This is a genomic window from Streptomyces sp. NPDC002328, assembly GCF_042890065.1.
In the GTDB taxonomy this organism is placed as follows: domain Bacteria; phylum Actinomycetota; class Actinomycetes; order Streptomycetales; family Streptomycetaceae; genus Streptomyces.
In genome coordinates, this window is record NZ_JBIARQ010000004.1 from 441,679 (window position 1) to 462,869 (window position 21,191).

Here is a 21,191-nt window from a genome sequence, read left to right on the forward strand (position 1 = left end):
AGTTCGGTTCGGTTCGAGGTCGCATCAGATTCCGTCCAGGTGCCAGCGCGGCCGGGCCCCGCCGTCGCCGAGCCGGAGGACGGCTTTCAAGGGCAACGCGGCGTCATGGAACGGTGATTCGTTGGAGTCCATCTGGTAGCCCGCGGTGTTGAGGTAGACCAGGTGGTCACCGCGCCGGACAGGGCGCGGGAAGCCGATCTTCCGCCAGGTCACCAGGTCGCTTTCCAGACAGGTCGAGCCCGCAACGCAGGACGGGAACATCCCGTCGGCGGTGGACTGGGCGGACACCAGCAGCGGGTCGGGGAGGTAGTCACTGTTGAACCACTGCTCGGAGAGACTGAAACTGCTGCCGGCGACCGTGACGATCGCGTACCCGTCGGTCTCCCGCCGGTCGTCCACCTGCTGTACGCGGTACATGGTGAATCCGGCCTGGTCGAGCAGGGCCCGGCCGGGCTCTACGACAAACCGGGTGCCGGTGCGTTCCGCCTTCGCCGACAGGCTCTCGTCGCCGTCGACCGGGTGCGCCATGATCGCGCGCACTGCCTGAGCGGCCGTCTGCCCGCCGTACGGATAGAAGTCCTTGAAGGTCTTGGCCGCGTGGTAGTGGGCCGGCTCGTTCTGCTCGATGAACTCGTCCCAGAGCCGCGGCTCGACGTAGCGGACCGGCAACCCGCCGCCGATGTCTACCAGTTCGGCGGAGTGCGAGCCGCGCCGCCTGGCGTCGAGGCAGTGCTCGATCATCTCGTTCGCCGCCGTGGCGCGTTCGGCGGTGGAGTAGCCGTTCAGGTGGAAGGAGAATCCGCGAAGGCTGATGTGGTCGGCGAGTTCCGCGCACAGACCGACCGCGGCCTCACGCTCGGCGACTGACAGCCCGAAGCGGCTTCCCGGTTGACCGGCCGTCCGGGACCTCAGCAGGACACTGGCCTGCCGTCGCGCAAGCCGCGCGGTTGCGGCGAGCCGACGGAGTTCACTGATCGAGTCGACGGCGACCAGGCAGCCGTGCTGAACGGCGAGAGCGTGCAGGGTGTCGTCCTTCTCCGGGCCGGAGATGCCGATCCGGTGTCCGGGCACCCCGCCGGCCAGGGCCTTGACCAGTTCGGGGGTGCTGGCGGCGTCGATCCCGACACCGAGGGCAGCGGCCGACGTGACGTAGCAGTCGGCCTTGTTCGCCTTCTTGGCGAACAGGATGTCGGCGGTGGCCCCCGCCTGGGCGAACGCCTGCCGGAGTTCGGTGACGTTCTCCTCGAAGATCTCGGGCAGTACGACGTGCAGCGGTGATCCCAGGCCGTCCAGAAGGTCGGCGAGCAGGGCGCGGTGATCCGCCAGGAGGGTGGAGACGGCGGGATGCCGGAGTGCGGTGAGCGCGAAGGGCCGCACTCCCGCCATCAGGGGCGCAGGCGCCGACGCCTGCGGTGAGATAAACACACCAGATTCTTACACGAGTATGACACTCATTTTCAATAAGACTCAGTGGGGCGTCGCGCCCGCCGGCAGCATCCCGCAACGACAGTCGACAGGTCCGTGACTGGACACTTCGGTCAAAGATCTCAGGAGTCAGACCCCGGCCGGGATGGCACTGCACAACCGTCCCATCGATCCCGGTACAGCGGCATGACTCGATCGTTGCCAGGGCCGCGGTGATGAGCGTGAGGGTGAGGTGCAGCCCTAGCCACGTGCCGAGGCCGCCGGCGGCGAGGGCGGCGAAGGGTCTCAGGCTGAAGGCGAGCCACGCTCCGGTGGCCTGGGCCCGTCCTTGGAGTTCGTCGGGGGCTAGTTCCTGGCGGACCGCCCTCTGGAGTCCGCTGCGGCACACCGCAGCGCCGGTTCGGATGACCATGCCGATGCCGATGTCCCGGTCGGCATGTATTCGGACGGTTCTGCCCCACCGCCACGCGGGGGGATGCACCCAGGTGCTTATGCCGAACGACGCCCCTGGTGACATGCACGGTGCCATCGCGGCTATGGGTCGCGCTACACGCTGAGGCCCTGAGGGCCGCCGTCGCCGTGTCGATCTTGGCCGTGGTCGTCACTGTGGCTGATGGACCACTCCAGGTGCTGTTTCCCAGAGTTGCATCCGTATCGCTCGTACTCTTCGTGTGTCGACGGCGTCACAAAGCGGGCGCCAAAACCACTGGAGGCAACACCCCGTGCTGATTGCTCAGCGTCCGTCTTTGACCGAAGAGGTCGTCGACGAGTTCCGCTCCCGGTTCGTGATCGAGCCGCTGGAGCCGGGCTTCGGCTACACCCTCGGCAACTCCCTGCGCCGGACCCTCCTGTCCTCGATCCCGGGTGCGGCGGTCACGTCCATCCGCATCGACGGCGTCCTGCACGAGTTCACCACCGTGCCGGGCGTCAAGGAGGACGTCACCGACCTGATCCTCAACATCAAGCAGCTGGTCGTCTCCTCGGAGCACGACGAGCCCGTCGTGATGTACCTGCGCAAGCAGGGCCCGGGTCTGGTCACCGCCGCCGACATCGCGCCCCCGGCCGGTGTCGAGGTGCACAACCCCGACCTCGTCCTCGCCACGCTCAACGGCAAGGGCAAGCTGGAGGTGGAGCTGACGGTCGAGCGTGGCCGCGGTTACGTCTCCGCCGTGCAGAACAAGCAGGTCGGCCAGGAGATCGGCCGCATCCCGGTCGACTCGATCTACTCGCCGGTCCTCAAGGTCACGTACAAGGTCGAGGCCACGCGTGTCGAGCAGCGGACCGACTTCGACAAGCTGATCGTGGACGTCGAGACGAAGCAGGCCATGCGCCCGCGTGACGCCATGGCGTCGGCCGGCAAGACCCTGGTCGAGCTGTTCGGTCTGGCCCGCGAGCTGAACATCGACGCCGAGGGCATCGACATGGGCCCGTCCCCCACGGACGCCGCCCTGGCCGCCGACCTCGCCCTGCCGATCGAGGAGCTCGAGCTCACCGTCCGGTCTTACAACTGCCTCAAGCGTGAAGGCGTCCACTCCGTCGGCGAGCTCCTCGCGCGCTCCGAGGCCGACCTCATGGACATCCGCAATTTCGGCGCCAAGTCCATCGACGAGGTCAAGGCGAAGCTGGCCGGCCTGGGCCTGGGCCTCAAGGACAGCCCGCCCGGATTCAACCCGACCGCCGCCGCACTCGGTGCGGACGACGACTCGGACGGGGGTTTCGTGGAGACCGAACAATACTGAAGGCTGCGCCGCGCCGGTCATAGAGACACCTCGCGCACAGGGACAGGAGAATCTCCACGCTCTGTTCACCGCGCGGTGCCAAGGGACCGTGGCCCCGTGACCGTCCCGCCTTCCCAAGCACGTCGGGTAACCCGGCACACGTGCCGGGTCCTGCCGCCCCCAGTGCTGGATGGTGGCCCGAGGACGAAGAGTGAGAGCATCCGCGTCATGGATGATGCAGACGGTCACGCGGCTCGGTGGTGGGTGGCGTTGCGCCGGACGCCGGTGGCCGTCTGGGACGACGACGTCACGGACTGGGCCGCTGCGCTGACCTACTATGCGGTTCTGGCCCTGTTCCCGTTGCTGCTGGTGATCCTCTCGACCCTGGGTCTGACCATGCCCACCGCCGAGCCGGAGGTCATCGACCGCATGACGCAGGCGGCCCCGGCCGAGTCCCGCGCTCTGCTGCGCAGCACCCTGCGGCAGATGGTCGCCCAGCCGACGGCGGCATGGACGCTGATCTTCGTCGGAGGGGCGGGGGCCCTGTGGTCGGGATGCAGCTATCTGAGCGTCTTCCGCCGGGCGTTGTACTCCATGCATCGGACCAGCGCGGACCGGCCGGTCTGGCGTACCGCTCCGCGCATCATCGCCACAGCACTCGTCCTGAGCTCCCTGCTTCTGACGTCGACCCTGGCGTTGTTGCTCACCGGCGGCCTGGCCCGGCGTCTGGGTCAGGCTCTGAGTCTGGGTACCGGGCCCCAGGCCACCTGGGACACGCTGCGGTGGCCGGTCGTGGCCGCCGTAGCCGTCGCCTTGGTGCTCGTCCTGTACCGGTCAGGACCGGCGTCCTCCCGCCCTGTCCGGAGGATGGCGCCCGGCGGCACACTTGCGGTGGCGCTCCTGCTGACCGTCTCACTCGGATTCGCCGTCTACACCTCCCTGGTCAGCACCTATGACCGTCTGTACGGTTCACTGGCAGGCGTCGTGGTGTTCCTGGTCTGGCTGTGGCTCTCCAATCTGTCGCTGCTGATCGGCGCTCAGTTCAACGCAGAGCTGACGAAGCCTGCGCACGAGGAATGAGCCGGTCTTCTCGGACCTGCGGCTGACCGCCCGTACCCTCGGGGCCCGTTTGCCGCGGCCGCGTGGGCAGTGGCGGCCTCTGGCCTCGCGCGGCGCGCCGTCGCTGGGCCGGACAGGGCACCGCACAAGGTCAGCGCGATCAGGGCCAGGGTGGCACGGGAAGACCACAGGCCGGCCGCGAGCGCGGCGATGCCAACTTTCAGGGCAAACGGCGGCGAGTACAACCTCGTATCCCTGGTCCCTCCACCGGCGTACGCGTGATGCGCCACAGCGAACCATCCCCCTGATGTCTTCCGCCTCGACTTTCACGCGCGGGGCGATGCCTCGGCGACCGCCCGGTCCGCCGCGGGTCCAGCGCGCGGCGACGTGGGCGATGAGCGGCGGACCGGAACACTGTCGCGGGGTCAGTAGGTAGCGAGGGAGATGGCGGTGTAGTGCGCGGTGAAGGCCACCACGGTCAGCGCATGGAAGACCTCGTGGAAGCCGAACCAGCGGGGTGCGGGGTCGGGCCGCTGGAGGGCGTAGACCACCGCGCCCGCACTGTAGAGGAGACCGCCGGCCACGATCAGGACCACTACGGCCGCTCCGCCGGTGTGCAGGAAGTCGGGCAGGTAGCTCACCGGTGCCCACCCCAGCGCCAGGTAGCACGGGGTGTACAGCCAACGCGGAGCTCCGACCCACAGGACCCGGAACGCGATGCCGGCCAACGCTCCCGTCCAGACGACCCACAGCAGCACGGACCGCTGATCCGGCGGGAGGAGGCTCACGGCCAGGGGGGTGCAGGTGCCGGCGATGATCAGGAAGATGTTGGCGTGGTCGAGGCGTCGCAGAAGAGCCTCGCCGAGCGGTCCCCAGGTGCCGCGGTGGTAGATGGCGCTGGTCGCGAACAGCAGCCAGGCGGTGGCCGCATACACGGCGCAGGCCACGACCGCCTGCGGAGTAGGGGCCAGGCAGATGAGCACGACGCCTGCGATCAGTGCGGCGGGGACCATTCCGGCATGGAGCCAGCCACGCAACCTCGGCTTGATCGGCTCGGCCAGGTCAGACACCCGCTCCACCAGAGCAGCAACCGAGTGAGCCCCCTCTCCCGCATGGTCGCCCTGTGATGGGTCGGGCGGCCCGTCTGCCCCGCGCTCTCCACGCGCTGACACGACGTGACCACAATCGACTTCAGCGGCGTCGCGGGACACAGCTTCTCGTCCTCCCCCGGGCTCCTGGGCGTCACTGGCAACCATGCGGTCATGCTAGGAAACCTCACCGGACACATGACGGGAGGTCGGTCCAGAACCCCAGAGCCACGTCGCCAGGGCCCGGGCCGGTTCGCCGCCGTGTGAACCCCAGTCCCCTTGAGGCTTCCGCCGATCGGGCGTGCCGAAGCCGAGCAGAACGGCTGGTCATGGGAACGATCTGGGCTTCCGAACGGGCATCTCCGCTCGCCTACGCGCAAGGATCGCCGATGCAGACCACCGAAGTCGCACCGGCCCGGGGCCCTGCACAGATCAGGGGCCGCGCAGCCATTGCTGCGCGGCCCCTGATCCTGCCGGCCCGGCACGAGAGCAGGCGCCTTCGTCCGGGTGGGTGGCAGGGCCCGCAGGGGCGGCGGCCGCCACCTGGACGCGGCGTGCGCGATCTCTCGGACCGGTCTGCGAGGTCAGGCCACGTTGATGTTCTCGGCCTGCGGACCCTTCTGGCCCTGGGTGACGTCGAACGTCACGGCCTGGCCCTCCTGGAGCTCACGAAAGCCGGTGGAGTTGATCGCGGAGTAGTGCGCGAAGACATCCGGGCCGCCGCCGTCCTGGGCGATGAAGCCGAAGCCCTTCTCCGCGTTGAACCACTTCACAGTTCCCGTAGCCATGTCTCATGCCTTCCAGTCGATGGACGCCTCCCACTTCATGTGGCAGACGGAGGTGATCGCCCTGGTCCCTGCGGCACAGCACAGCAAAACGCCCACACCATAGGCGTGGGCAAGAGGGAATTCCGAACCACGACAGCTGACGCAGACGTTACACGCCCACACGCCGCGTCACCATAGGAAATGATCACAACCGCGCACCGAGACCGTGCGCGCGGTGCCCGCCGACGCTGACGGGCACGCTCATCTCACGCGGCTGCCGTCGGGTTCGCTGATTCGGCGGCGCGGCGATATTCGGCGTTGATGCGCTGGGCTTCCTCGAGCTGGTCTTCGAGGTCCAGCCGTGACGCCCCCGCAGGTCGGCCGCTGACGAGCGGGGCAGGAGGCCCCGAGCCGCCCTCGACGATCCCGGGATGATCGAGCAGCTCGCGGCGAACCGGCACGGCCCCTGACTCGAGCAGACCGCGGGCTGCTGAGACACGGGCTCACGGCAGCAGGTGCCGCCATGCATCGACTGTGGTCCTCCGTCCCCTTCAGGCAAGCACTGTGGCTCTGCGGGGTTGGCGGGTGGAGGGGCGGGGCACCGAGGCTGGGTAGGCCCTTCCTCGAAGGTTTGCAGCAGCCGGCCGTTGCCCCTGACGCGGGGCCACCGTGGTCCTGGTCGTGTCCGAGCTCGTCACCAATGCCCTGCGCTACGGTGGGGGCCGCTGCACACTGGAACTGACTGCGCACCCCGACACCATCGAGGTCGCCGTTCACGATCCCAGCCGACATGTGCCGCGCATGCGCACCCCTGACCTGAACGGCGGCACCGTGGGTTTCGGCTGGCCCATGGTCACCCGCCTCGCCCACGCCACGGCGGTCACCCGCCGGGCCTCCGGCGGCAAGACCGTGAGCGCCTTCCTTGCTCGGTAGCGTCACCGCTCAAGCAGCCGGATGGCCGGCGAATATGGTCCGCCTCACGCCGCCTGACGAGTTGCTGGTTGACGTTGCCGCCCCGGTGGAGTCTGGCCAGAGCAACCAGATGCGTGGCCACCGGTGGCGCTGACATCACCGGTCGGTTGGCTGCCGAAGCGGTGTGGAGGCAGAGGGTGTCGGATGTGCTGAGGGAAGCCGCCCGCTTGGGCGAGTTCGCCGCCGTCTTCGACGCCCCCGCGAAGGACGACGAGCAGCCGACGCATCTGCACTTTCATGTCGCCCGGATCCTCCAGGGCACGGTGGGAATCCCGGAGACGGGCGGGATGTACCGGGTTGCGATCGAGGACGCCGGCGCCTGGACCGTGGGCGCCTTCAGCTGTTCCGACCACCGAGCGACGGCGACGGGAGCCGGCTGCACGCAGTGTGGGCCCGACGGGTGTACCGGTCGGGCCCACACTGCTGGTCAGGTGTCGGCTCGTGTCTGTTTACCGGGTCAGACCGTGAGGGGGGGTGCCGAGCATCGCGGAGGCGTGCTGCATCGGGCTGAGAATGCCCAGGGGCGCTGCCTCGGGGACGGCGCGGCAGGTGAAGCCGAGCCGAGTCATGGCCCGCAGGACTTCGGCGGCGCTGAAGTCACGGCGGTCCTGGCGGGTGATGACCTGGCCGACCTGCTTGACGGGGTAGTGGCGGCGGCCGATGATCACCGATTCGCCGGTGACCGGTTCGGGCTTGACGCCCTTCATCGCTTCCAGCACACCGCCCTTGGTGAGCTCGAAGGGGAAGCGGGCGATGACGCAGCGCATGTGGCCTCACAGAGAGAAGGGAAGGAGCGGTCCGACCAGGGGCGAGGTGTTTCAGCGGGAGAGGGCGAGGATGCCCAGGGCGCTGCCTTGCTCGTCGGCCACCGGCAGGACACCGAGCCGACGGGCGCGCATCGCGTGGTCGGCTTCGGCCATCGTGGTCACGGGTGAGGTGAACGAGCCGTGGTCGCCGAGGATGTCGCGCAGGCGGACACGGTCGGTGTAGTCGGAGCTGTCGCGGACGGCGGCGAGTTCGGTACGGGTGACCAGGCCGGTGCGCTGGTCGTCCTGGTCGCAGACGACCAGCCGGCCCGTACGTGCGGCGGCCATGACGGCCAGCGCCACCTCGACGCTCATGTCGTCACAGACCTGCGGTCCGGCCGCGTCCATGACCTCCACCGCAGTGTGCACGGGGTTGGCGTCCGCCGGGCGGGGCTGCGTCTGAACCAGCGTCAAAGGGTGCCTCCTGCAGAGATGGGCCGGCTTCTTGATCACGTAAGTTCTAGGCCGCCGCGTCGAGGACGGGCTTGCGTACGGGGGTGCGCCTGGTCGCCGAGGCGGGGCGGCGTCGGCCTCGGGAGGTGGTGCTGCGCTTGGGGCGTTCGGCCACCGGTGCGGTGATGACGACCGGGATGCCGGACGGGGCCTGGGCGCCGGTGATCTGGCTCAGGACCTCGTCGCCCGAGCGGATCTGGGTGGTCTGCGGCCGGATTCCGGCGTCCGACATCAGACGGACCATGCCTCGGCGCTGGTTCGGCGTGACGAGCGTGACGACGCTGCCGGACTCGCCGGCGCGGGCGGTACGGCCGCCGCGGTGCAGGTAGTCCTTGTGGTCGGTCGGCGGATCGACGTTGACAACGAGGTCGAGGTTGTCGACGTGGATGCCGCGCGCCGCGACGTTGGTCGCCACCAGCACGGTGACGTGCCCCGTCTTGAACTGCGCCAGCGTGCGGGTGCGCTGCGGCTGCGACTTGCCGCCGTGCAGCGCGGCGGCCCGTACCCCGCTGTTGAGCAGGTCCTGGGTCAGCCGGTCGACGGCGTGCTTGGTGTCCAGGAACATGATCACGCGGCCGTCGCGGGCGGCGATCTCGATCGTGGCGGCGTGCTTGTCGGCGCCGTGGACGTGCAGGACGTGGTGCTCCATCGTCGTGACCGCACCTGCCGACGGGTCGACCGAATGCACGACGGGGTCGGTCAGAAAGCGGCGCACCAGCAGGTCGACGTTACGGTCAAGGGTGGCGGAGAACAGCATCCGCTGCCCCTCCGGACGCACCTGGTCGAGCAGCGCGGTGACCTGGGGCATGAAGCCCATGTCGGCCATCTGGTCGGCCTCGTCCAGCACCGTGATGCCCACGTGGTTGAGTCGGCAGTCGCCGCGGTCGATGAGGTCCGTGAGCCGCCCCGGTGTCGCGACGACGACCTCGGCTCCGCCGCGCAGCGCGCCGACCTGCTTGCCGATCGACATGCCGCCCACCACCGTGGCCAGCCGCAGCTTGACGGAGCGGGCGTACGGGGTGAGCGCGTCGGTCACCTGCTGTGCCAGTTCACGCGTGGGTACGAGGATCAGCCCCAGTGGCTGACGGGGTTCGGCACGCTGTCCGGCGGTGCGGGCGAGCAGGGCGAGGCCGAAGGCCAGGGTCTTGCCGGAACCCGTGCGTCCGCGGCCCAGCACGTCACGGCCCGCCAGCGAGTTCGGCAGCGTCGCGCCCTGGATCGGGAACGGCACGGTCACCCCCTGCCTGCCGAGTTCGGCCAGCAGCTGCTCGGGCATGTCGAGATCGGCGAAGCCCTCGACGGCGGGCAAGGCAGGGGTGATCGTCCTGGGCAGGGTGAACTCACCCTGCGCCGCTGCGGGCCGACGGCCGTAACCGCCGGAGCGGATGGGCCTCCCAGTACGGCGCGGTGCCTGCGAGCCGTAGCCGCTGCCGCCCCTTCCGGCGTCGGCACGGCCGTCACGGGTGCGGGCGGGACGGTCATTCGTGTACGTGCGGTTCATGCGGAACCTTCCTCGATGTGGCACATATCAAGGAATTCCCGCTGCGATGAATGGCACGGAGAATTACCAGTATGGACCGGTGGCAAAAGAAAGCAGATCTGGCCGGCGAAAACATCCGTGGGCACAGGTGCTGAAATGGGTGACGCGATAGGGACCTTGCGATCCGGGCGCCGGCTGCGGTGCAGCGCTTCAGGATGCGCCTGCGTCCTGTGGGAGGAACCGCTTACGGTGGTACTGCGGATTCCTCCGGATCGTCCCGCGGGTGAAACCGCTGCGGGATACGCGTGCAGCTGGGGCCCGCACCCCGAAGGATGCGGGCCCCAGCTGCAGTCTGTGCGTGAGCGTCAGGCCGGAACGATGTTCTCGGCCGTCGGGCCCTTCTGGCCCTGCGCGATGTCGAAGGTCACCTTCTGGCCCTCGAGCAGCTCACGGAAGCCCTGCGCGGCAATGTTCGAGTAGTGGGCGAACACGTCGGCGCCGCCACCGTCCTGCTCGATGAAGCCGAAGCCCTTTTCCGCGTTGAACCACTTCACGGTACCAGCAGCCATGTCACATCTCCTTTGGGGCAGTGCATCGGCATCCGCACTGCGCGGACGCCGTGTCGCCGCGATGATCACCCCGCCCGGAAATGACCGGAAATACAAAAGTGCTCCCGCCCGGCAGAAGTCTGGCGGGGGCACTTGAAGTTTCGGGAACCACAACTGCAACTGAGAACGACAGTAGCACGCCGGGGCGGCCCGTGTGCGGTGGATAATTCCACGCCGCTCCTCGCGGCAAAAACTCCCGCCGCACGGCCCCCAAAAATCTGATCCCTCGGGAACAGATTTTGATTCACCCGGAGTTTAACGTCTCAGGAAGAGTTGCCGACCGGCACACTGCGCGACGGCTGGGGAAAAGCCGCTGCCACCCAGAAAAACGCAGCTGCGAGACTGTGGGATGACCATGCCGCAGCGGCTGCCGTTCCGGGTCGTGGGTGAGCGAGCCCACCTCTTCAGTGCACTACTCCGACCGAGCAACCAGGCAGTTCGACGGTGCGACGTGTGCTGGTGACCGTCGGCTGAAGCGCCGGTGTAGCGGCTGCCCCAGCGATGGGTCAGCTGCGCCACCAGGAACAGACCACGGTTTCATCCGTCTACCGGGTACGTCGCAGATGCGGCTGCGTCTGGCTGGGATCGGAGTCCGCGCAGAGCAGACGTTGATCTCGAATCAGCCGCAGGCCCACTGGGGCACCGCCGTAGCGGATGGCGTTGGTGACCAGCTCCCAGGTGGCAGTGGCATCTTCGGGAAGTCGGCGCACCTGGGTCACCAGAAGTGCCAGATCGTCGTCCAAGGGCTTCTGCAGAAGTTTTTCCAGAATGCGGCCACCGATTTTCGTGACGTCGCCGGGATGCCCCAAACGCGGAAGCCGGGTAGAAACGCGGTGGTCGGGAACGGTGCGGGTCAGGCGGTCAGGGCCCGGTCGACGGTGGGATGGCAGCCGATGACCTTGTCCAGGCCGACGATCTCAAGGAGCCGTAGCACCGATTCCTGGGCGCCGGCGATACGCAGCCATCCCGGTTCTCACGGGACATGTGAGGCAGAGTGCCGGGTACGCGCAGGACGTGTGAAGGGGGAACGAGGGTGGACCCGGCAGAATCGGCCCCCGAGGGTGAGGGCACCGTGATGCCGGACGCCCCTCAGATACAGGCCACCGTCGCGCTGGACCCAACTGGTGGTCGCAGCGAGCTCGTCACCAACGCCCGCAAGTACGCCCCTGAGTCCGTTGTCTTCGCTGTTACGGACCGAAGACGCTGACGTTCAGCCCGGGAGCGCGATTCCGCGGACACCGATGGTGCTCTGCTTCGGTGTCAGGGACAGATGGGCGGTGATCCGCTTTCCCGTTTCACGCAGCGCGACGACAACCCTGTCGCTGACCGTGTGCACCAGGTGCAGCCCATGACCGCCGATGCGCCGCGGGTCGGCCTTCTTCACCGCCGGCTTCTCGGTGGAGCTGTCCCATACGGTGATCGTCAACTGGTCGCCGGACAACTGCAGGGTCATCCCGCAGGGGCCCGGAGCATGCCGGACGGCGTTGGTGACCAGCTCACTGGCGGCGAGTTCGGCGTCGACGGCCAGGGCCGCCGGCACTGCTGCGCGGCCGGTTCGAGGGGCGTGGCCGAGCAAGGCGCGCAGGGCGTGGCGAGCGTCTGCGGCACGAGCCGCGCCTTCCTCCCAGGTCGCGCCGTAGCGCAGCGGGGCGCCCTCATCCCCACCCTGCTTGTCGGCCGTCTGTTTCCTCAGCGTGATGACCATATGGCACCCTTTCGTCCCGCTCACCGCTCTTCGGTGCTTTTCGCCGCCCTGTTCTCTCGCGTACCCGGGTGCCCACCACACACACCGTGGGGAGCGCCCGATGCCGCCTCCCCGGTCAGGGCCGGGTAGCGGCGTCGCTGCCGGGGTTGAAGGAGAAGATCTGTCGAGGCCGACGATGCGCAGAACGCGCAGGGTGTGGGCAGGACTGCGGCAAGGACGATATCGGCCTCGGCGGCACCGGCGAGATAACGGGCGGCGATCAGGGCGCTGACCCCGCTGGAGTCGCAGAACTCCAAGCCGGCCAGGTCCAGCACGACGCGCTGTCCTGGCTGGAGGGGGGATCGTGGTGAGCAGGTCCGGCAGCTCGGTGGCGTTGGTGTAGTCGAGTTCGCCGACGATCTCCAGAACGGGACCTGTCGGGGCGTCTCGGGTGGTGATCTTCAGCGCACCTATGCGGTGTCTTCGGTCCTCGAGTCGGGGGTGAGGGCGGGGATACCGACGGCGAGGAGGGCGGTCGTCGTCGAGACGTCTCCGAAGTCGTCCAGCATGCCCGTCAGAGCCTGGATCCTGCGGGGCCTTGCCGGCATGGTCCGCGACGAAGGCGCGCAGGGCCTCGTCCCCGTACAGCCTGAGCGTGCGCCGACAGCTCGGGCTCGCGTGTCCCACGGTCGTCGACGAGACCATGGCCGATCTGGCGGAACTCACACCCCCGAACCCATCGCATGAGCGTCAACAACGTCATGACCCGCAACACCTAGCTGTAGGGCTGGGCTGCGCCAGGCAAGCCCGCTGATGCCTCTCCTGCGAGCGAGGGTGTTCAGGCGGTGGTCCGATTGCCCTGACGGGCGGCGAGCGCGGCCTCGGCGCTGGGGTAGGCGGGCAGGAAGGTGTCCATCCCGGTGACGTCGAGCAGGCGGCTCAGCCGGTCGGGGATGGCCGCCAGGGTCAGGGAGCCGTCGGCGTCCTTGGCGCAGCGCCAGATGCCGACGAGGGCTCCCAGCCCTGAGGAGTCGCAGAACGTGACCCCCGACAGGTCTGCGACCAGGTCTGCGTGTCCGGCCGCGACGAGTTCCAGGGCGCGGGCCCGCACGGCGGGTGCGGCGGCGATGTCGAATTCACCGGACAGTGTGATCACGGCCAGGGCGCCGTCGGTGTGCGGGACGTCGATGTGGAATGCGTCGGTCACGGGCGTCGGATCTCCAGCCCGACGGAGGCGTCGGCGGGTGCGGTCGGGGCGGCGGCGCTGTGAGCTGTGGTGGTGATGCCGGCGGGAGCGGCGTCCGCGGTGGGGACGGACAGGGCCAGCAGCGCCACGTCGTCGCGTTCGGTGTCGGGGAGTGTGTCCAGGAGCGCGACGGTGTCGTCGATCAGGGCGCCGGCACTGACTGGCGCTTCTCGCTGGGCAAGGAAGTCGGTAAGGCCGGTATCGGCGAGCATGTGGCCATCGGCGGTGCGGGCCTCGGTCAGCCCGTCGGTGTACAGCAGCAAGCCCTGGCCGGGCGCCAGGTGCAGCGTGAGTGAGGCGAAGGCGGCCTCGGCGAACGCGCCGACCAGCATGCCGCCCTTGGCGCGGGCCGCCTCGACCCGTACCCCGCCGCCCTCCGCAGAGCTGAGGTGATAGGCGGGCGGGTGACCGCCAGTGGCCAGCGTGACAGTGAAACCGCCGTCCCGGGCCGGATCGAGCAGGCCGAAGACGGCGGTGCAAAAGCGGGTGCCAACCGCCGCGTCGAGCAGCAGCGCGGTGTTCAGGGCTTTGAGCGCGGCCGTGGGGTCCGCGTCGACGAGGGCTGCGGCCCGCAGCGTGTAGCGGGTCAGTGAGGTGACCGAGGCGGCTTCGGCGCCCTTGCCGCACACATCGCCCAGGAAGAACGCCCACCGGCCTCCGTCGACGGGGAAGACGTCGTAGAAGTCGCCGCCCACTTCCTGCGGGGAGGCGGTCTTGTAGTGGCAGGCCAGCTCAAGCCCGGGTACCGCGGGCAGCGCGGGAGGCACCAGGGTGCGCTGCAGGGTGGAGGCAAACGCGGCGATGGCCGCCTTGTCCCGCTCCGCACGCCGGCGGGCCTCTTCCTCCGCCTGACGCTTTTCCCGCTCGACCTGGCGGCGCTCCTGCTCGGCGCGTATCACGTGCAACGCCGACAGTCGCAGTTCCAGCTGATCACGCACCACCGCGGCCAGGTCTGTGAGGGTGGTGGCATCGGCCTCGCTGATCTCGCGGGGGCGGGTGTCAAGGACGTTGACCGTGCCCAGGCGGTGCCCGTCGGCGGTGATGATCGGAGCGGCGGCGTAGAACCGCACCCCCATCGGGCCGGCGACCAGCGGGTTGGAGCAGGCGACCGGGTCCAGCAGCGTATCGGGGATGACGGTGGTGTCATCACGCAGCACCGCCGAGGCGCACAGGCCCGGATCCCGGCCGATCTCGCTGACGCCTTCCAGCCCGTGCGCGGCCTTGAACCAGATCCGGTCCTCGTCCACGATCGTCACCGTCGCCACCGGCACCTCGAACAGCCGCGCGGCCAGCGCCGCGACTCGGTCGTAGGCGCCGTCCGGCGGAGTGTCGAGAATGTCGTAACGGCGTACCGCCGCCATCCGCGCCGCCTCGACCGACACGGCCAAAGGCTCGCTCGGTGGTGTGGCAGGCAGGATCGCTTGTTCCGGCATGTCCCTCGTCTCGCTCATCCCCCCAGGGAAGGCACCGACCAGACAGCCAGCACACCGGAACCCTACCGAACGCGGCCGGCGACCCGACGCCACGGCGAGCTTCGTAGCACACCGGCATCGTGGAGCGGCCGCCCAAGCACCCACCGTAGTGATCGGCAAAAGGCGGACGTGACGGCGTTCGTGGTCCGGACCACAAGCTGTTCACCGGCCTGAGCACAAACTCCGACGGGCGTTGCCCCCGGCCAGGTCGACCAGGTTCTCCGCCGCGAGGACCTGGCGGACCCGGTCACCGCTCGCGCGCGCCACCGAGGAACCGAGCAGCCGCCTGGGGCGCACCCAGACCGTGGCCGAGCTGATCATGACCATCGGGGTGGCGAAGCGTGGTGTGCGCTGCTGGGCCTGCCGACGGGACTTGCGGCGGGGCCCGACCGGTGCGCAGGGGGCTGGCGAGTTCCCGGCGCGCCCGCCGCGGCCCTGGACGTAGAGGGCCTGATGGAGCGTCTCGTGGGCCACGCGCATGTCCGGCCGACCGGGAAACTGGGTCCGCAGAGCCTGACAGATCTGCTCGGGGCTCCACCGTAGGTCCAGACGCCGCTGGATGAAGGAGCTCAGTTCGGGGTTCTCGCCCATCTTCCCCAGCTTGGGCCGGGGCCGGCGGACGTCTGCGCGTGCCTGGGCGGCGTGCGGCCGGTACTGCCCGTCGGCCGGGTGCAGGTTGCGGCGTATCTCCCGGCTGATGGTGGACGGGATGCGGCCCAGCTCGGCCACTGTCTGCCGACCGGTGGCCTTGTCCCGCAGCCGGTCGGAGATGTGGATGCGGCTCCCGCTCACGGACCAGGACCTTGCGGCCCCTGTATTGAGCGGCAGCATCCGCCTCACCCCGCAGCCAGGCTCTGCGCTCAAGCTCCAGCTCCTCACGGTGTGGAGTTTCCGACGCGGAGGGAGTCATGGACACGTTACTCGTCACAGAGAGTTGGTGAGGCGCCCTGACTTTAGAAGAAGTGCTTGCGTCCACCGACCGCGCGACCGGTCGCACCCAGGATCCACAGGATGGCGCCGACCAGAATGAGGATGCCACCGATCGTCGTCAGCAGACCCATGCCGACAAGCAGGCCGATGATCAGCAGAATAAGCCCAAGAATGATCATTTTTAAACCCCATCGTCAATTCCGGCTCAGGCGCGTGTGCGTATGAGCTTCACAAGGGCCTGAGTTCGTCCCTTGGTGGGTAGATCCCGACCAGCTCCGAATGCCAGGACCTCGGTGCGATAACCCTTGTGCCCGGCGACACGGTGTTCACTCCCTCCTTCGAAACTTCGGCCCAGCTCTTCGACGCGACACTCGCCGTCGATCTGCGACTGCCGGACCTCACGGACGTTCCTGCCGACGAGCTGGCGCAGACCCTTGTAGGGCACTTCCTCGAACGCCGGGAAGGCGACCCGGCCGACGACGCGCTGCTGGTCCTGCTGCGCTCGGCGGTCACCAATGAGCGGGCCGCGGCGCGGATGCGGTCCTGCCGGACACCTTCGGATGCGTGCGGGTGCACGGCACCGTCTGCTTCACCGGCGCCCTGGCGGGCGGCTGGTCCATCCCCGACTTCACCCCCTTCATGATCCCCAGTGGGGTGCGGCCGACCAGCTACGCGGGCGAGGCAACCGACCTGCCGACCGACGTCTTCGCCCGCCGGCTCCAGGCCATCGCCGAAGGGCGCCTCAAAGTCCCGGTCGCTCGAGTCCGGCACCACCCCGGGCAAGCACGTCGTCGTCCTGGACGACTGAAGCCCCTGGGGCGACGGTCCATTCTGAGGGGAATGATTCCGATATGGGTCAACGCCGATGGACAGGGAAGCCGCGGAGCGGAATGGTGCCACGACAGGCGGAACACGAGCTGAGCGTTGGCGAGTTCTCTGTACTGGACGTGCTCAGCGGCCAAGTGTCCGGGTACGGCGGCCACCACCTGCGGATGAGCCAGCGCGCCACCACTCGGCTTGTCACCCGCCTCGAGGACCGCGGCCTGCTGGCGCGCTTCCTCTGCCGCGGCGACCGGCGCGGCACCTACGACGAAGTCACCGACGCCGGCCGCCGACTGCTCGACAAGGCACGCCCGACCAACGACACCGCACTGCTGGAGGCCCTGGCCGAGGCCGAGAAGCGCCCCGAACTCGCCCCCTTCGTCACCGCGGTACGCCCTCGCCCCGGGCTGACCGAAGCGGTCCGGGACGACGAGGCCGCCGTCTTGCCGGGATGGCCGACACCCACGTCGCCAAAAGATCTTCTGAGGCGCGAGTTTTCCTACAGGCTTCCGGCAGGCGGGACCCAAGATGGCGGCCTCCGGCCACGACCGGCGAACGCATCACCGCGACGGGGCCCTTCGTTCCACGCGGGACGGCGCACGGGAACGATCCAGACTAGTTGCCGCCGCGGTTCAGCCAGGCGCGGACTGCGCCGCCGTCGTAGACGACCAGATAGTCGGCCTTGCCGTCGCCGCTGATGTCAGCGAACCGGACGTACTTGCGCGGGTACCTGGAGGCGTTGGCCCAGTCGTAGCGGGCCTGGAAGCTGCCGTTGCCCCCGCCACCGCGGTTGAGGAAGGCGTGCACCGCGCCCTCTGATCCGACCTGGAGGTAGTCGGCCAGGCCGTCACCGTCGGCATCCGCGAACCGGACGGCCTCCAGCGATGAACCCCGGGTGCCACCCGCCCAGTTGAGCCACAGTCGCCAGTCCGGCGACTGTGGCTCGCTGCTGACCTGCCCGCTGTTGGGATCCCACATGTTCCGGTACACGTGGACCGCCCCCTCCGCGCCGACCCGCAGGATGTCGTCGCGCCCGTCCCCGGTGATGTCCGCGAACCGGAGGTTGTCCCGGTCGAACGACTCCTCGTCGAAGACGGTCCCCCAGTATTCGAATCTGAGCTTGTCGCCCGGCCCGCGGAAGTTGATGTAGGCCCGTACCTCGCTGTCGGAACTGACGACGAGGTAGTCGTCCCGTCCGTCCCCGTTGAGGTCCGCGAATCGCACTTGATCGGCGTGGACACCGTCGCCCGGGGCGTACTCTCCCACGTCCATCCAGTGGGGATGCCCGGGTGTGCCGACGGTGTTCACCGACGCGCGGAAGCTGCCGTCCTCGCGGACCTGAAGGTAGTCGGCCCGCTGGTCGCCATTGAGCTCGGTGATGACCGTGCGGCCTATGTTGTCGCCGTATCCGGGGGCGATCACGCCCAGCCTGCGCCATCCCGCGCCGAGGACCGTCTCGCCGGACTCGATGGGAGAATCTCCCGGATCCGACGAACCGATGGGAGAGTCCCCCGGGTCCGACGACCCGACGGGAGAGTCCGAGGGATCGCAGTCGTCAGGTGCCTTCTCGGGCAGCGGAGTCTGAAGCCAGCCCTTTGCGCTCGCCAGCAGTACGCTGCCGTACCAGGCATGGGCCATCTTGGCGTACCCGGCGTCCGTCGGGTGTGCGTCGTTCTCCAGTCCGTCGCTGACCAGCACCCGCCTCATGTCCACGAGAAGCACGTGCTTGCCCTCACGCTGCAGGTCCCGCACCATGCCGGGCAGCGCCGCGTTGTACGCGTCGATGCGTGGCTGCAGCCCGGCCTTGCCGGTCGGGATGAGCTGTGCGACCAGCACCGTGGCACGTGGCGAGTGCGTCAACGCCTGGTTGATCAGCCTCTTGAGCCGGGCGGGGGCGGACGCCAGCTCGTGGTTCCTGTTCATGTCGTTGGTGCCGGCGTGCAGGGTGATCACGTTCGGCTGATAGCGCGGGACGCTGCAATAGGCGAAGGACGCGATCTCGTCGATCAAGTCGCCCGGGTGGCCCTCGTTGTCACGGTCGCTCATGGAGCCGGCCTTCACCGTCCCGACGAAGTCGACGCTGCTCGCACTGCCCTTCAGGTAGTCGTACAACTCATCGCGGTAGCCGTTCCCGTCGGAGCTCTCCACGCCGTAGGTGATCGAGTCTCCGAGCGGCATCACGCGCAGCGGGGTGCGCAGCCCGCCCCAGTCCCTCATCGCTTCGTTGAGGAGATCTTCCAGTTCCTCGAGCTGGTGGCCGAGCCCGTCCGCCTCGTCGGCGATCCCGTTGCCGAACCAGGAGTTGAGCCAGGGCACTCTGCCCCTGATCCAGGTGCCGACCTTCTTGATGGCTTCGGCGAGGTTCGCCTTCGCCCACGGCGCGATCCACTTCTCCCACACGACGCCGCCGGCCAGTCCGATCAGCCCGGCGATGATGATCTCGCTGGTCGCCTTGGGGGTGCCCAGGGTTCCGTTGAACACGTTCGTCATGAGTGCCCCCATGACGCCGGTGATCACCCCCTGGATGGGGGTGCAGACGACCGGGATAGTGGCGGCGCCCACCCCGGTGGCGGTCAGGATCGAGATGCACATCGTCCTGACGCCGTATCCCGTGGTCCAGGCGATCAGCCCGGCGGCGATGGTCTTCCATGACCAGGAAGTGGTGACCTCCCCGGCCGGAACGCTGACGACCAGACCGGCGTCGTTGGAGGCCAGGTCCACCGTGCCGTCGAAGTTCGGCCACTGCGAGGTGTCGAAGGCGGCTCCGCTCACCTGACCGTCCACAAGCGCCTGCTTGACCGCGGGGCCCAGTCCGCCGTGCTCCCTGATGTCCGCCTGCATCTCCGGCACCATGTCCCGCAGCAAGGCTGGCTTCACGCCGAGGTCCGACGCGTTCAGGGTGAGAGTCAGGTCCCGGTCCGCCGCTTTCGCCGGGGACGTCAGGCCTGGTAAGAGCGTCACCACCACCGACATGATCAAGACCAACAGGCCAGTCGTTCTTCGCGTGTTCAAGCACACCTCCAGATGTGGAGGTTGATCGTTTCCGGCTCAGATGAGTCCGGCATGAACCGCGCGTAAACACTCGCGCGTGGCGAAGCGGCCCGACCATGGCCGGGGTTGAGCGCTGATCAGATCGACGTTCGGGCTCTGGCCGCGGCCGAAAGCCCCTCCGTTACTGACACCGGGGCAGAGGCGAGCCATCGGGGCGCCGCGCTGCGCTCACGGACCGGCGTCTGTGGCTTCGCGGGCCGCGAACGCGGCCGGCGTGAGACCGGTGCGGTCGCGGAAGAAGCGGCCGAAGTTCGCGGGATCGGTGAAGCCGAGGTGGGCGGCCACAGTCCGGGCCTCCCACTGCGCGCTACCCAGCAGGCGCCGCGCTTCGAGCAGCCGCCGCTCGTGGATGAGCTCCCGCACCCCCTGGCCGGTGGCGTACCGGGCAGCGCGGCTGAGGGTGCGGACCGAGCAGCCGAGCAGCTCGGCGCCACTGGGCCGCCCTGCGGGCTCGCAGACAACGCGGCTGACCCGCCGACGCCCGCGAAGAATCCGCCGTCCGGATCCTCACTGGTTCTGCGACATGCCAGAGCTCGCCGAACCGGCCGCCGCCGTCGAACAGTTCGACTGCCCCACATGTGAGGTGCCCGCCGGAAGCACCTGCCGCACCCGCGGCGGCAAAGTCGCCCCGAAGTACCACACCCCCCGCTTCATGATCGTCCCCCAGCTCCGCGCCGAGCTCGAAGTCCGCACCCCCGCCGACCGCGGCCCCGGCCACGCGTGGGAGATGGGCACGGCCATCGACGCCGCCGTGCCCGAGGCCACGACAAAGCCCACGAGGGTGGGGTACTCCCGTTGCAGTACCGCCCAGCAAGAGCTCCAGAGCCAACTCGACGCCCTCACTCGGGCAAGAACAAGGGCCAGCGCCCCTCGGTCGCCACCGTCTAGCGCATCCTCACCGAGGAAGCCCACGGCGCGGAGTGAGCCCGGACGCCCACCAGAGGCTTCAAGATCAACTCATTGCCCCTTTGACCCGTATCTCGGCGATACCCCATGGAGGCGACGGCACACGCGGAGCGCGCGGCGTCCGGCGGCTCCTGCGTGGCGGCCACCATGCGGGCGAAGCCGGTGCCCCGGCGACCGGCGCACCGCGTCATTCCGGAGGAATGCGAAACTCGAATTCGGGACGGTCCCACGGCACGGCGGGCGGATTCGCGAACGCGGTCCCGGTCCGCACCGCACCCACGCGGTGGTAGAAGTCCTCGGCGGGAAGATGCGACACGACCTTGAGACGGTCGAGCCCGGCGGCACGGGCCTCGGACTTCATGTGCTCCACGAGCAGCCGTCCGATACCCCGTCCCTGCGCTTCGTCGGCGACGAACAGCAGGTCGAGCTCCGGTGGCGCGAGGACGAGCGAGTAGAACCCGAGGACCCGGCCTCCCTGCTCGTCCGCGCCGACGGCCACGAAGGTGCGGTGGGCCTCGATGTAATCAGGACCGACCCGGTAGCCCTCCACCGCGGCCGCGTACTTGCCCTCGTAGGCGCTTGAGCCACGCACCAGCCGCGTGAGCCGCTTGGCGTCCCGCGCGACGGCCCTCCGTATCGTGATCGGCCGGCCGGTCGGCGAATTGCGTGAACTCATCGGGAGAGTATTTCGCACCGGGGCGTAC

General features: G+C 68.9%; 20 protein-coding genes and 6 pseudogenes. 7 read left to right on the forward strand and 19 right to left on the reverse strand.

Translation table 11 applies throughout. The features are described 5' to 3' along the window. Positions 1-24: 24 nt before the first annotated feature. Positions 25-1,386 carry an alanine racemase gene (locus ACFYX4_RS14390; RefSeq protein WP_389331341.1) on the reverse strand — a complete coding sequence of 454 codons (1,362 nt, stop codon included), beginning with the start codon at positions 1,384-1,386 and terminating at the stop codon, positions 25-27. A gap of 761 nt (positions 1,387-2,147) precedes the next feature. Between ACFYX4_RS14390 and ACFYX4_RS14395 the strand changes: the two genes are divergently transcribed. Both ACFYX4_RS14395 and ACFYX4_RS14400 read left to right on the forward strand, forming a co-directional pair. Continuing rightward, positions 2,148-3,164, forward strand: a complete 1,017-nt coding sequence (locus ACFYX4_RS14395) for a DNA-directed RNA polymerase subunit alpha (protein ID WP_389331344.1) — start codon at positions 2,148-2,150, stop codon at positions 3,162-3,164. A gap of 207 nt (positions 3,165-3,371) precedes the next feature. Then, the gene (locus tag ACFYX4_RS14400) at positions 3,372-4,223 is read left to right on the forward strand and encodes a YihY/virulence factor BrkB family protein (protein ID WP_389331347.1); all 852 of its coding nucleotides are present in this window, start codon (positions 3,372-3,374) and stop codon (positions 4,221-4,223) included. Positions 4,224-4,627: 404 nt separating this feature from the next. On the opposite strand, the gene ACFYX4_RS14405 is transcribed toward ACFYX4_RS14400, so the two are convergent. The 3 genes and pseudogenes from ACFYX4_RS14405 to ACFYX4_RS14415 form a co-directional block, all read right to left on the reverse strand. Continuing rightward, on the reverse strand, positions 4,628-5,413 hold the full coding sequence (locus ACFYX4_RS14405; RefSeq protein ID WP_389331753.1) for a hemolysin III family protein: 786 nt from the start codon (positions 5,411-5,413) through the stop codon (positions 4,628-4,630). A gap of 461 nt (positions 5,414-5,874) precedes the next feature. Beyond that, positions 5,875-6,078: a cold-shock protein gene (locus ACFYX4_RS14410; RefSeq protein ID WP_031104458.1), complete on the reverse strand. Its 204-nt coding sequence runs from the start codon at positions 6,076-6,078 to the stop codon at positions 5,875-5,877. Positions 6,079-6,323: 245 nt separating this feature from the next. Then, positions 6,324-6,410: pseudogene (locus ACFYX4_RS14415) on the reverse strand (MerR family transcriptional regulator); the annotation flags it as partial. A 209-nt stretch (positions 6,411-6,619) separates the two neighbouring features. Between ACFYX4_RS14415 and ACFYX4_RS14420 the strand changes: the two are divergent. Together ACFYX4_RS14420 and ACFYX4_RS14425 are read left to right on the forward strand one after the other, a co-directional pair. After that, positions 6,620-6,990 (forward strand): annotated as a pseudogene (locus tag ACFYX4_RS14420) (ATP-binding protein). 34 nt (positions 6,991-7,024) lie between these two features. Beyond that, a pseudogene (locus ACFYX4_RS14425) lies at positions 7,025-7,382 on the forward strand (hypothetical protein); the annotation flags it as partial. Positions 7,383-7,478: 96 nt separating this feature from the next. On the opposite strand, the gene ACFYX4_RS14430 reads toward ACFYX4_RS14425, so the two are convergent. From ACFYX4_RS14430 to ACFYX4_RS14485, 12 genes are all read right to left on the reverse strand, one after another. Then, positions 7,479-7,796, reverse strand: a complete 318-nt coding sequence (locus tag ACFYX4_RS14430; RefSeq protein ID WP_389331351.1) for an SCO5918 family protein — start codon at positions 7,794-7,796, stop codon at positions 7,479-7,481. 51 nt (positions 7,797-7,847) lie between these two features. Continuing rightward, positions 7,848-8,249, reverse strand: coding sequence for a CBS domain-containing protein (locus ACFYX4_RS14435; protein ID WP_389331354.1), 402 nt, complete (start codon positions 8,247-8,249; stop codon positions 7,848-7,850). A gap of 46 nt (positions 8,250-8,295) precedes the next feature. Then, the gene (locus tag ACFYX4_RS14440; protein WP_389331357.1) at positions 8,296-9,789 is read right to left on the reverse strand and encodes a DEAD/DEAH box helicase; all 1,494 of its coding nucleotides are present in this window, start codon (positions 9,787-9,789) and stop codon (positions 8,296-8,298) included. A gap of 344 nt (positions 9,790-10,133) precedes the next feature. After that, positions 10,134-10,337, reverse strand: coding sequence for a cold-shock protein (locus ACFYX4_RS14445; protein WP_023586116.1), 204 nt, complete (start codon positions 10,335-10,337; stop codon positions 10,134-10,136). Positions 10,338-10,921: 584 nt separating this feature from the next. Then, positions 10,922-11,185, reverse strand: a complete 264-nt coding sequence (locus ACFYX4_RS14450; RefSeq protein ID WP_389331360.1) for a hypothetical protein — start codon at positions 11,183-11,185, stop codon at positions 10,922-10,924. 401 nt (positions 11,186-11,586) lie between these two features. Then, entirely contained in the window at positions 11,587-12,081 is a 495-nt protein-coding gene (locus tag ACFYX4_RS14455) for an ATP-binding protein (protein ID WP_389331363.1), read from the reverse strand. Between the two features lie 20 nt (positions 12,082-12,101). Further along, positions 12,102-12,395: an STAS domain-containing protein gene (locus ACFYX4_RS14460; protein ID WP_389331366.1), complete on the reverse strand. Its 294-nt coding sequence runs from the start codon at positions 12,393-12,395 to the stop codon at positions 12,102-12,104. 135 nt (positions 12,396-12,530) lie between these two features. Beyond that, positions 12,531-12,668, reverse strand: a complete 138-nt coding sequence (locus ACFYX4_RS14465) for a hypothetical protein (RefSeq protein WP_389331369.1) — start codon at positions 12,666-12,668, stop codon at positions 12,531-12,533. A gap of 230 nt (positions 12,669-12,898) precedes the next feature. Next, positions 12,899-13,267: an STAS domain-containing protein gene (locus ACFYX4_RS14470; RefSeq protein WP_389331372.1), complete on the reverse strand. Its 369-nt coding sequence runs from the start codon at positions 13,265-13,267 to the stop codon at positions 12,899-12,901. Next, a complete protein-coding gene (locus ACFYX4_RS14475; RefSeq protein ID WP_389331374.1) occupies positions 13,264-14,832 on the reverse strand; it encodes a PP2C family protein-serine/threonine phosphatase in 1,569 nt (522 codons plus the stop codon). Before ACFYX4_RS14475 ends, ACFYX4_RS14470 begins: the two co-directional genes overlap by 4 nt. Before the next feature lie 108 nt (positions 14,833-14,940). After that, the gene (locus ACFYX4_RS14480; RefSeq protein WP_389331377.1) at positions 14,941-15,570 is read right to left on the reverse strand and encodes a transposase; all 630 of its coding nucleotides are present in this window, start codon (positions 15,568-15,570) and stop codon (positions 14,941-14,943) included. 161 nt (positions 15,571-15,731) lie between these two features. Beyond that, positions 15,732-15,887, reverse strand: a complete 156-nt coding sequence (locus tag ACFYX4_RS14485; RefSeq protein ID WP_010059700.1) for a hypothetical protein — start codon at positions 15,885-15,887, stop codon at positions 15,732-15,734. Positions 15,888-16,030: 143 nt separating this feature from the next. Between ACFYX4_RS14485 and ACFYX4_RS14490 the strand changes: the two genes are divergently transcribed. The 3 genes and pseudogenes from ACFYX4_RS14490 to ACFYX4_RS14500 all read left to right on the forward strand — a co-directional run. Further along, the gene (locus tag ACFYX4_RS14490) at positions 16,031-16,351 is read left to right on the forward strand and encodes a hypothetical protein (protein WP_389331756.1); all 321 of its coding nucleotides are present in this window, start codon (positions 16,031-16,033) and stop codon (positions 16,349-16,351) included. Then, positions 16,246-16,516 (forward strand): annotated as a pseudogene (locus ACFYX4_RS14495) (NADPH:quinone reductase); the annotation flags it as partial. The gene ACFYX4_RS14490 and the pseudogene ACFYX4_RS14495, both read left to right, overlap by 106 nt. 94 nt (positions 16,517-16,610) lie before the next feature. Beyond that, a pseudogene (locus tag ACFYX4_RS14500) lies at positions 16,611-16,922 on the forward strand (MarR family winged helix-turn-helix transcriptional regulator); the annotation flags it as partial. Positions 16,923-17,145: 223 nt separating this feature from the next. Here the strand turns inward: ACFYX4_RS14500 and ACFYX4_RS14505 are convergent. The 3 genes and pseudogenes from ACFYX4_RS14505 to ACFYX4_RS14515 form a co-directional block, all read right to left on the reverse strand. Then, the gene (locus ACFYX4_RS14505; RefSeq protein WP_389331381.1) at positions 17,146-19,407 is read right to left on the reverse strand and encodes a GDSL-type esterase/lipase family protein; all 2,262 of its coding nucleotides are present in this window, start codon (positions 19,405-19,407) and stop codon (positions 17,146-17,148) included. A gap of 342 nt (positions 19,408-19,749) precedes the next feature. Next, positions 19,750-20,010: pseudogene (locus tag ACFYX4_RS14510) on the reverse strand (helix-turn-helix domain-containing protein); the annotation flags it as partial. Positions 20,011-20,674: 664 nt separating this feature from the next. Further along, the gene (locus tag ACFYX4_RS14515) at positions 20,675-21,163 is read right to left on the reverse strand and encodes a GNAT family N-acetyltransferase (protein ID WP_389331384.1); all 489 of its coding nucleotides are present in this window, start codon (positions 21,161-21,163) and stop codon (positions 20,675-20,677) included. Positions 21,164-21,191: the final 28 nt, after the last annotated feature.

What these genes read in the sequence shown, in the direction of transcription:
- ACFYX4_RS14390 (WP_389331341.1), bottom strand. Translation starts at nt 1,386, where the DNA reads ATGGCGGGAGTGCGGCCCTTCGCGCTCACCGCACTCCGGCATCCCGCC.
- ACFYX4_RS14400 (WP_389331347.1), top strand. Translation starts at nt 3,372, where the DNA reads ATGGATGATGCAGACGGTCACGCGGCTCGGTGGTGGGTGGCGTTGCGC.
- ACFYX4_RS14410 (WP_031104458.1), bottom strand. Translation starts at nt 6,078, where the DNA reads ATGGCTACGGGAACTGTGAAGTGGTTCAACGCGGAGAAGGGCTTCGGC.
- ACFYX4_RS14430 (WP_389331351.1), bottom strand. Translation starts at nt 7,796, where the DNA reads ATGCGCTGCGTCATCGCCCGCTTCCCCTTCGAGCTCACCAAGGGCGGT.
- ACFYX4_RS14440 (WP_389331357.1), bottom strand. Translation starts at nt 9,789, where the DNA reads ATGAACCGCACGTACACGAATGACCGTCCCGCCCGCACCCGTGACGGC.
- ACFYX4_RS14445 (WP_023586116.1), bottom strand. Translation starts at nt 10,337, where the DNA reads ATGGCTGCTGGTACCGTGAAGTGGTTCAACGCGGAAAAGGGCTTCGGC.
- ACFYX4_RS14455 (WP_389331363.1), bottom strand. Translation starts at nt 12,081, where the DNA reads ATGGTCATCACGCTGAGGAAACAGACGGCCGACAAGCAGGGTGGGGAT.
- ACFYX4_RS14465 (WP_389331369.1), bottom strand. Translation starts at nt 12,668, where the DNA reads ATGCCGGCAAGGCCCCGCAGGATCCAGGCTCTGACGGGCATGCTGGAC.
- ACFYX4_RS14485 (WP_010059700.1), bottom strand. Translation starts at nt 15,887, where the DNA reads ATGATCATTCTTGGGCTTATTCTGCTGATCATCGGCCTGCTTGTCGGC.
- ACFYX4_RS14515 (WP_389331384.1), bottom strand. Translation starts at nt 21,163, where the DNA reads ATGAGTTCACGCAATTCGCCGACCGGCCGGCCGATCACGATACGGAGG.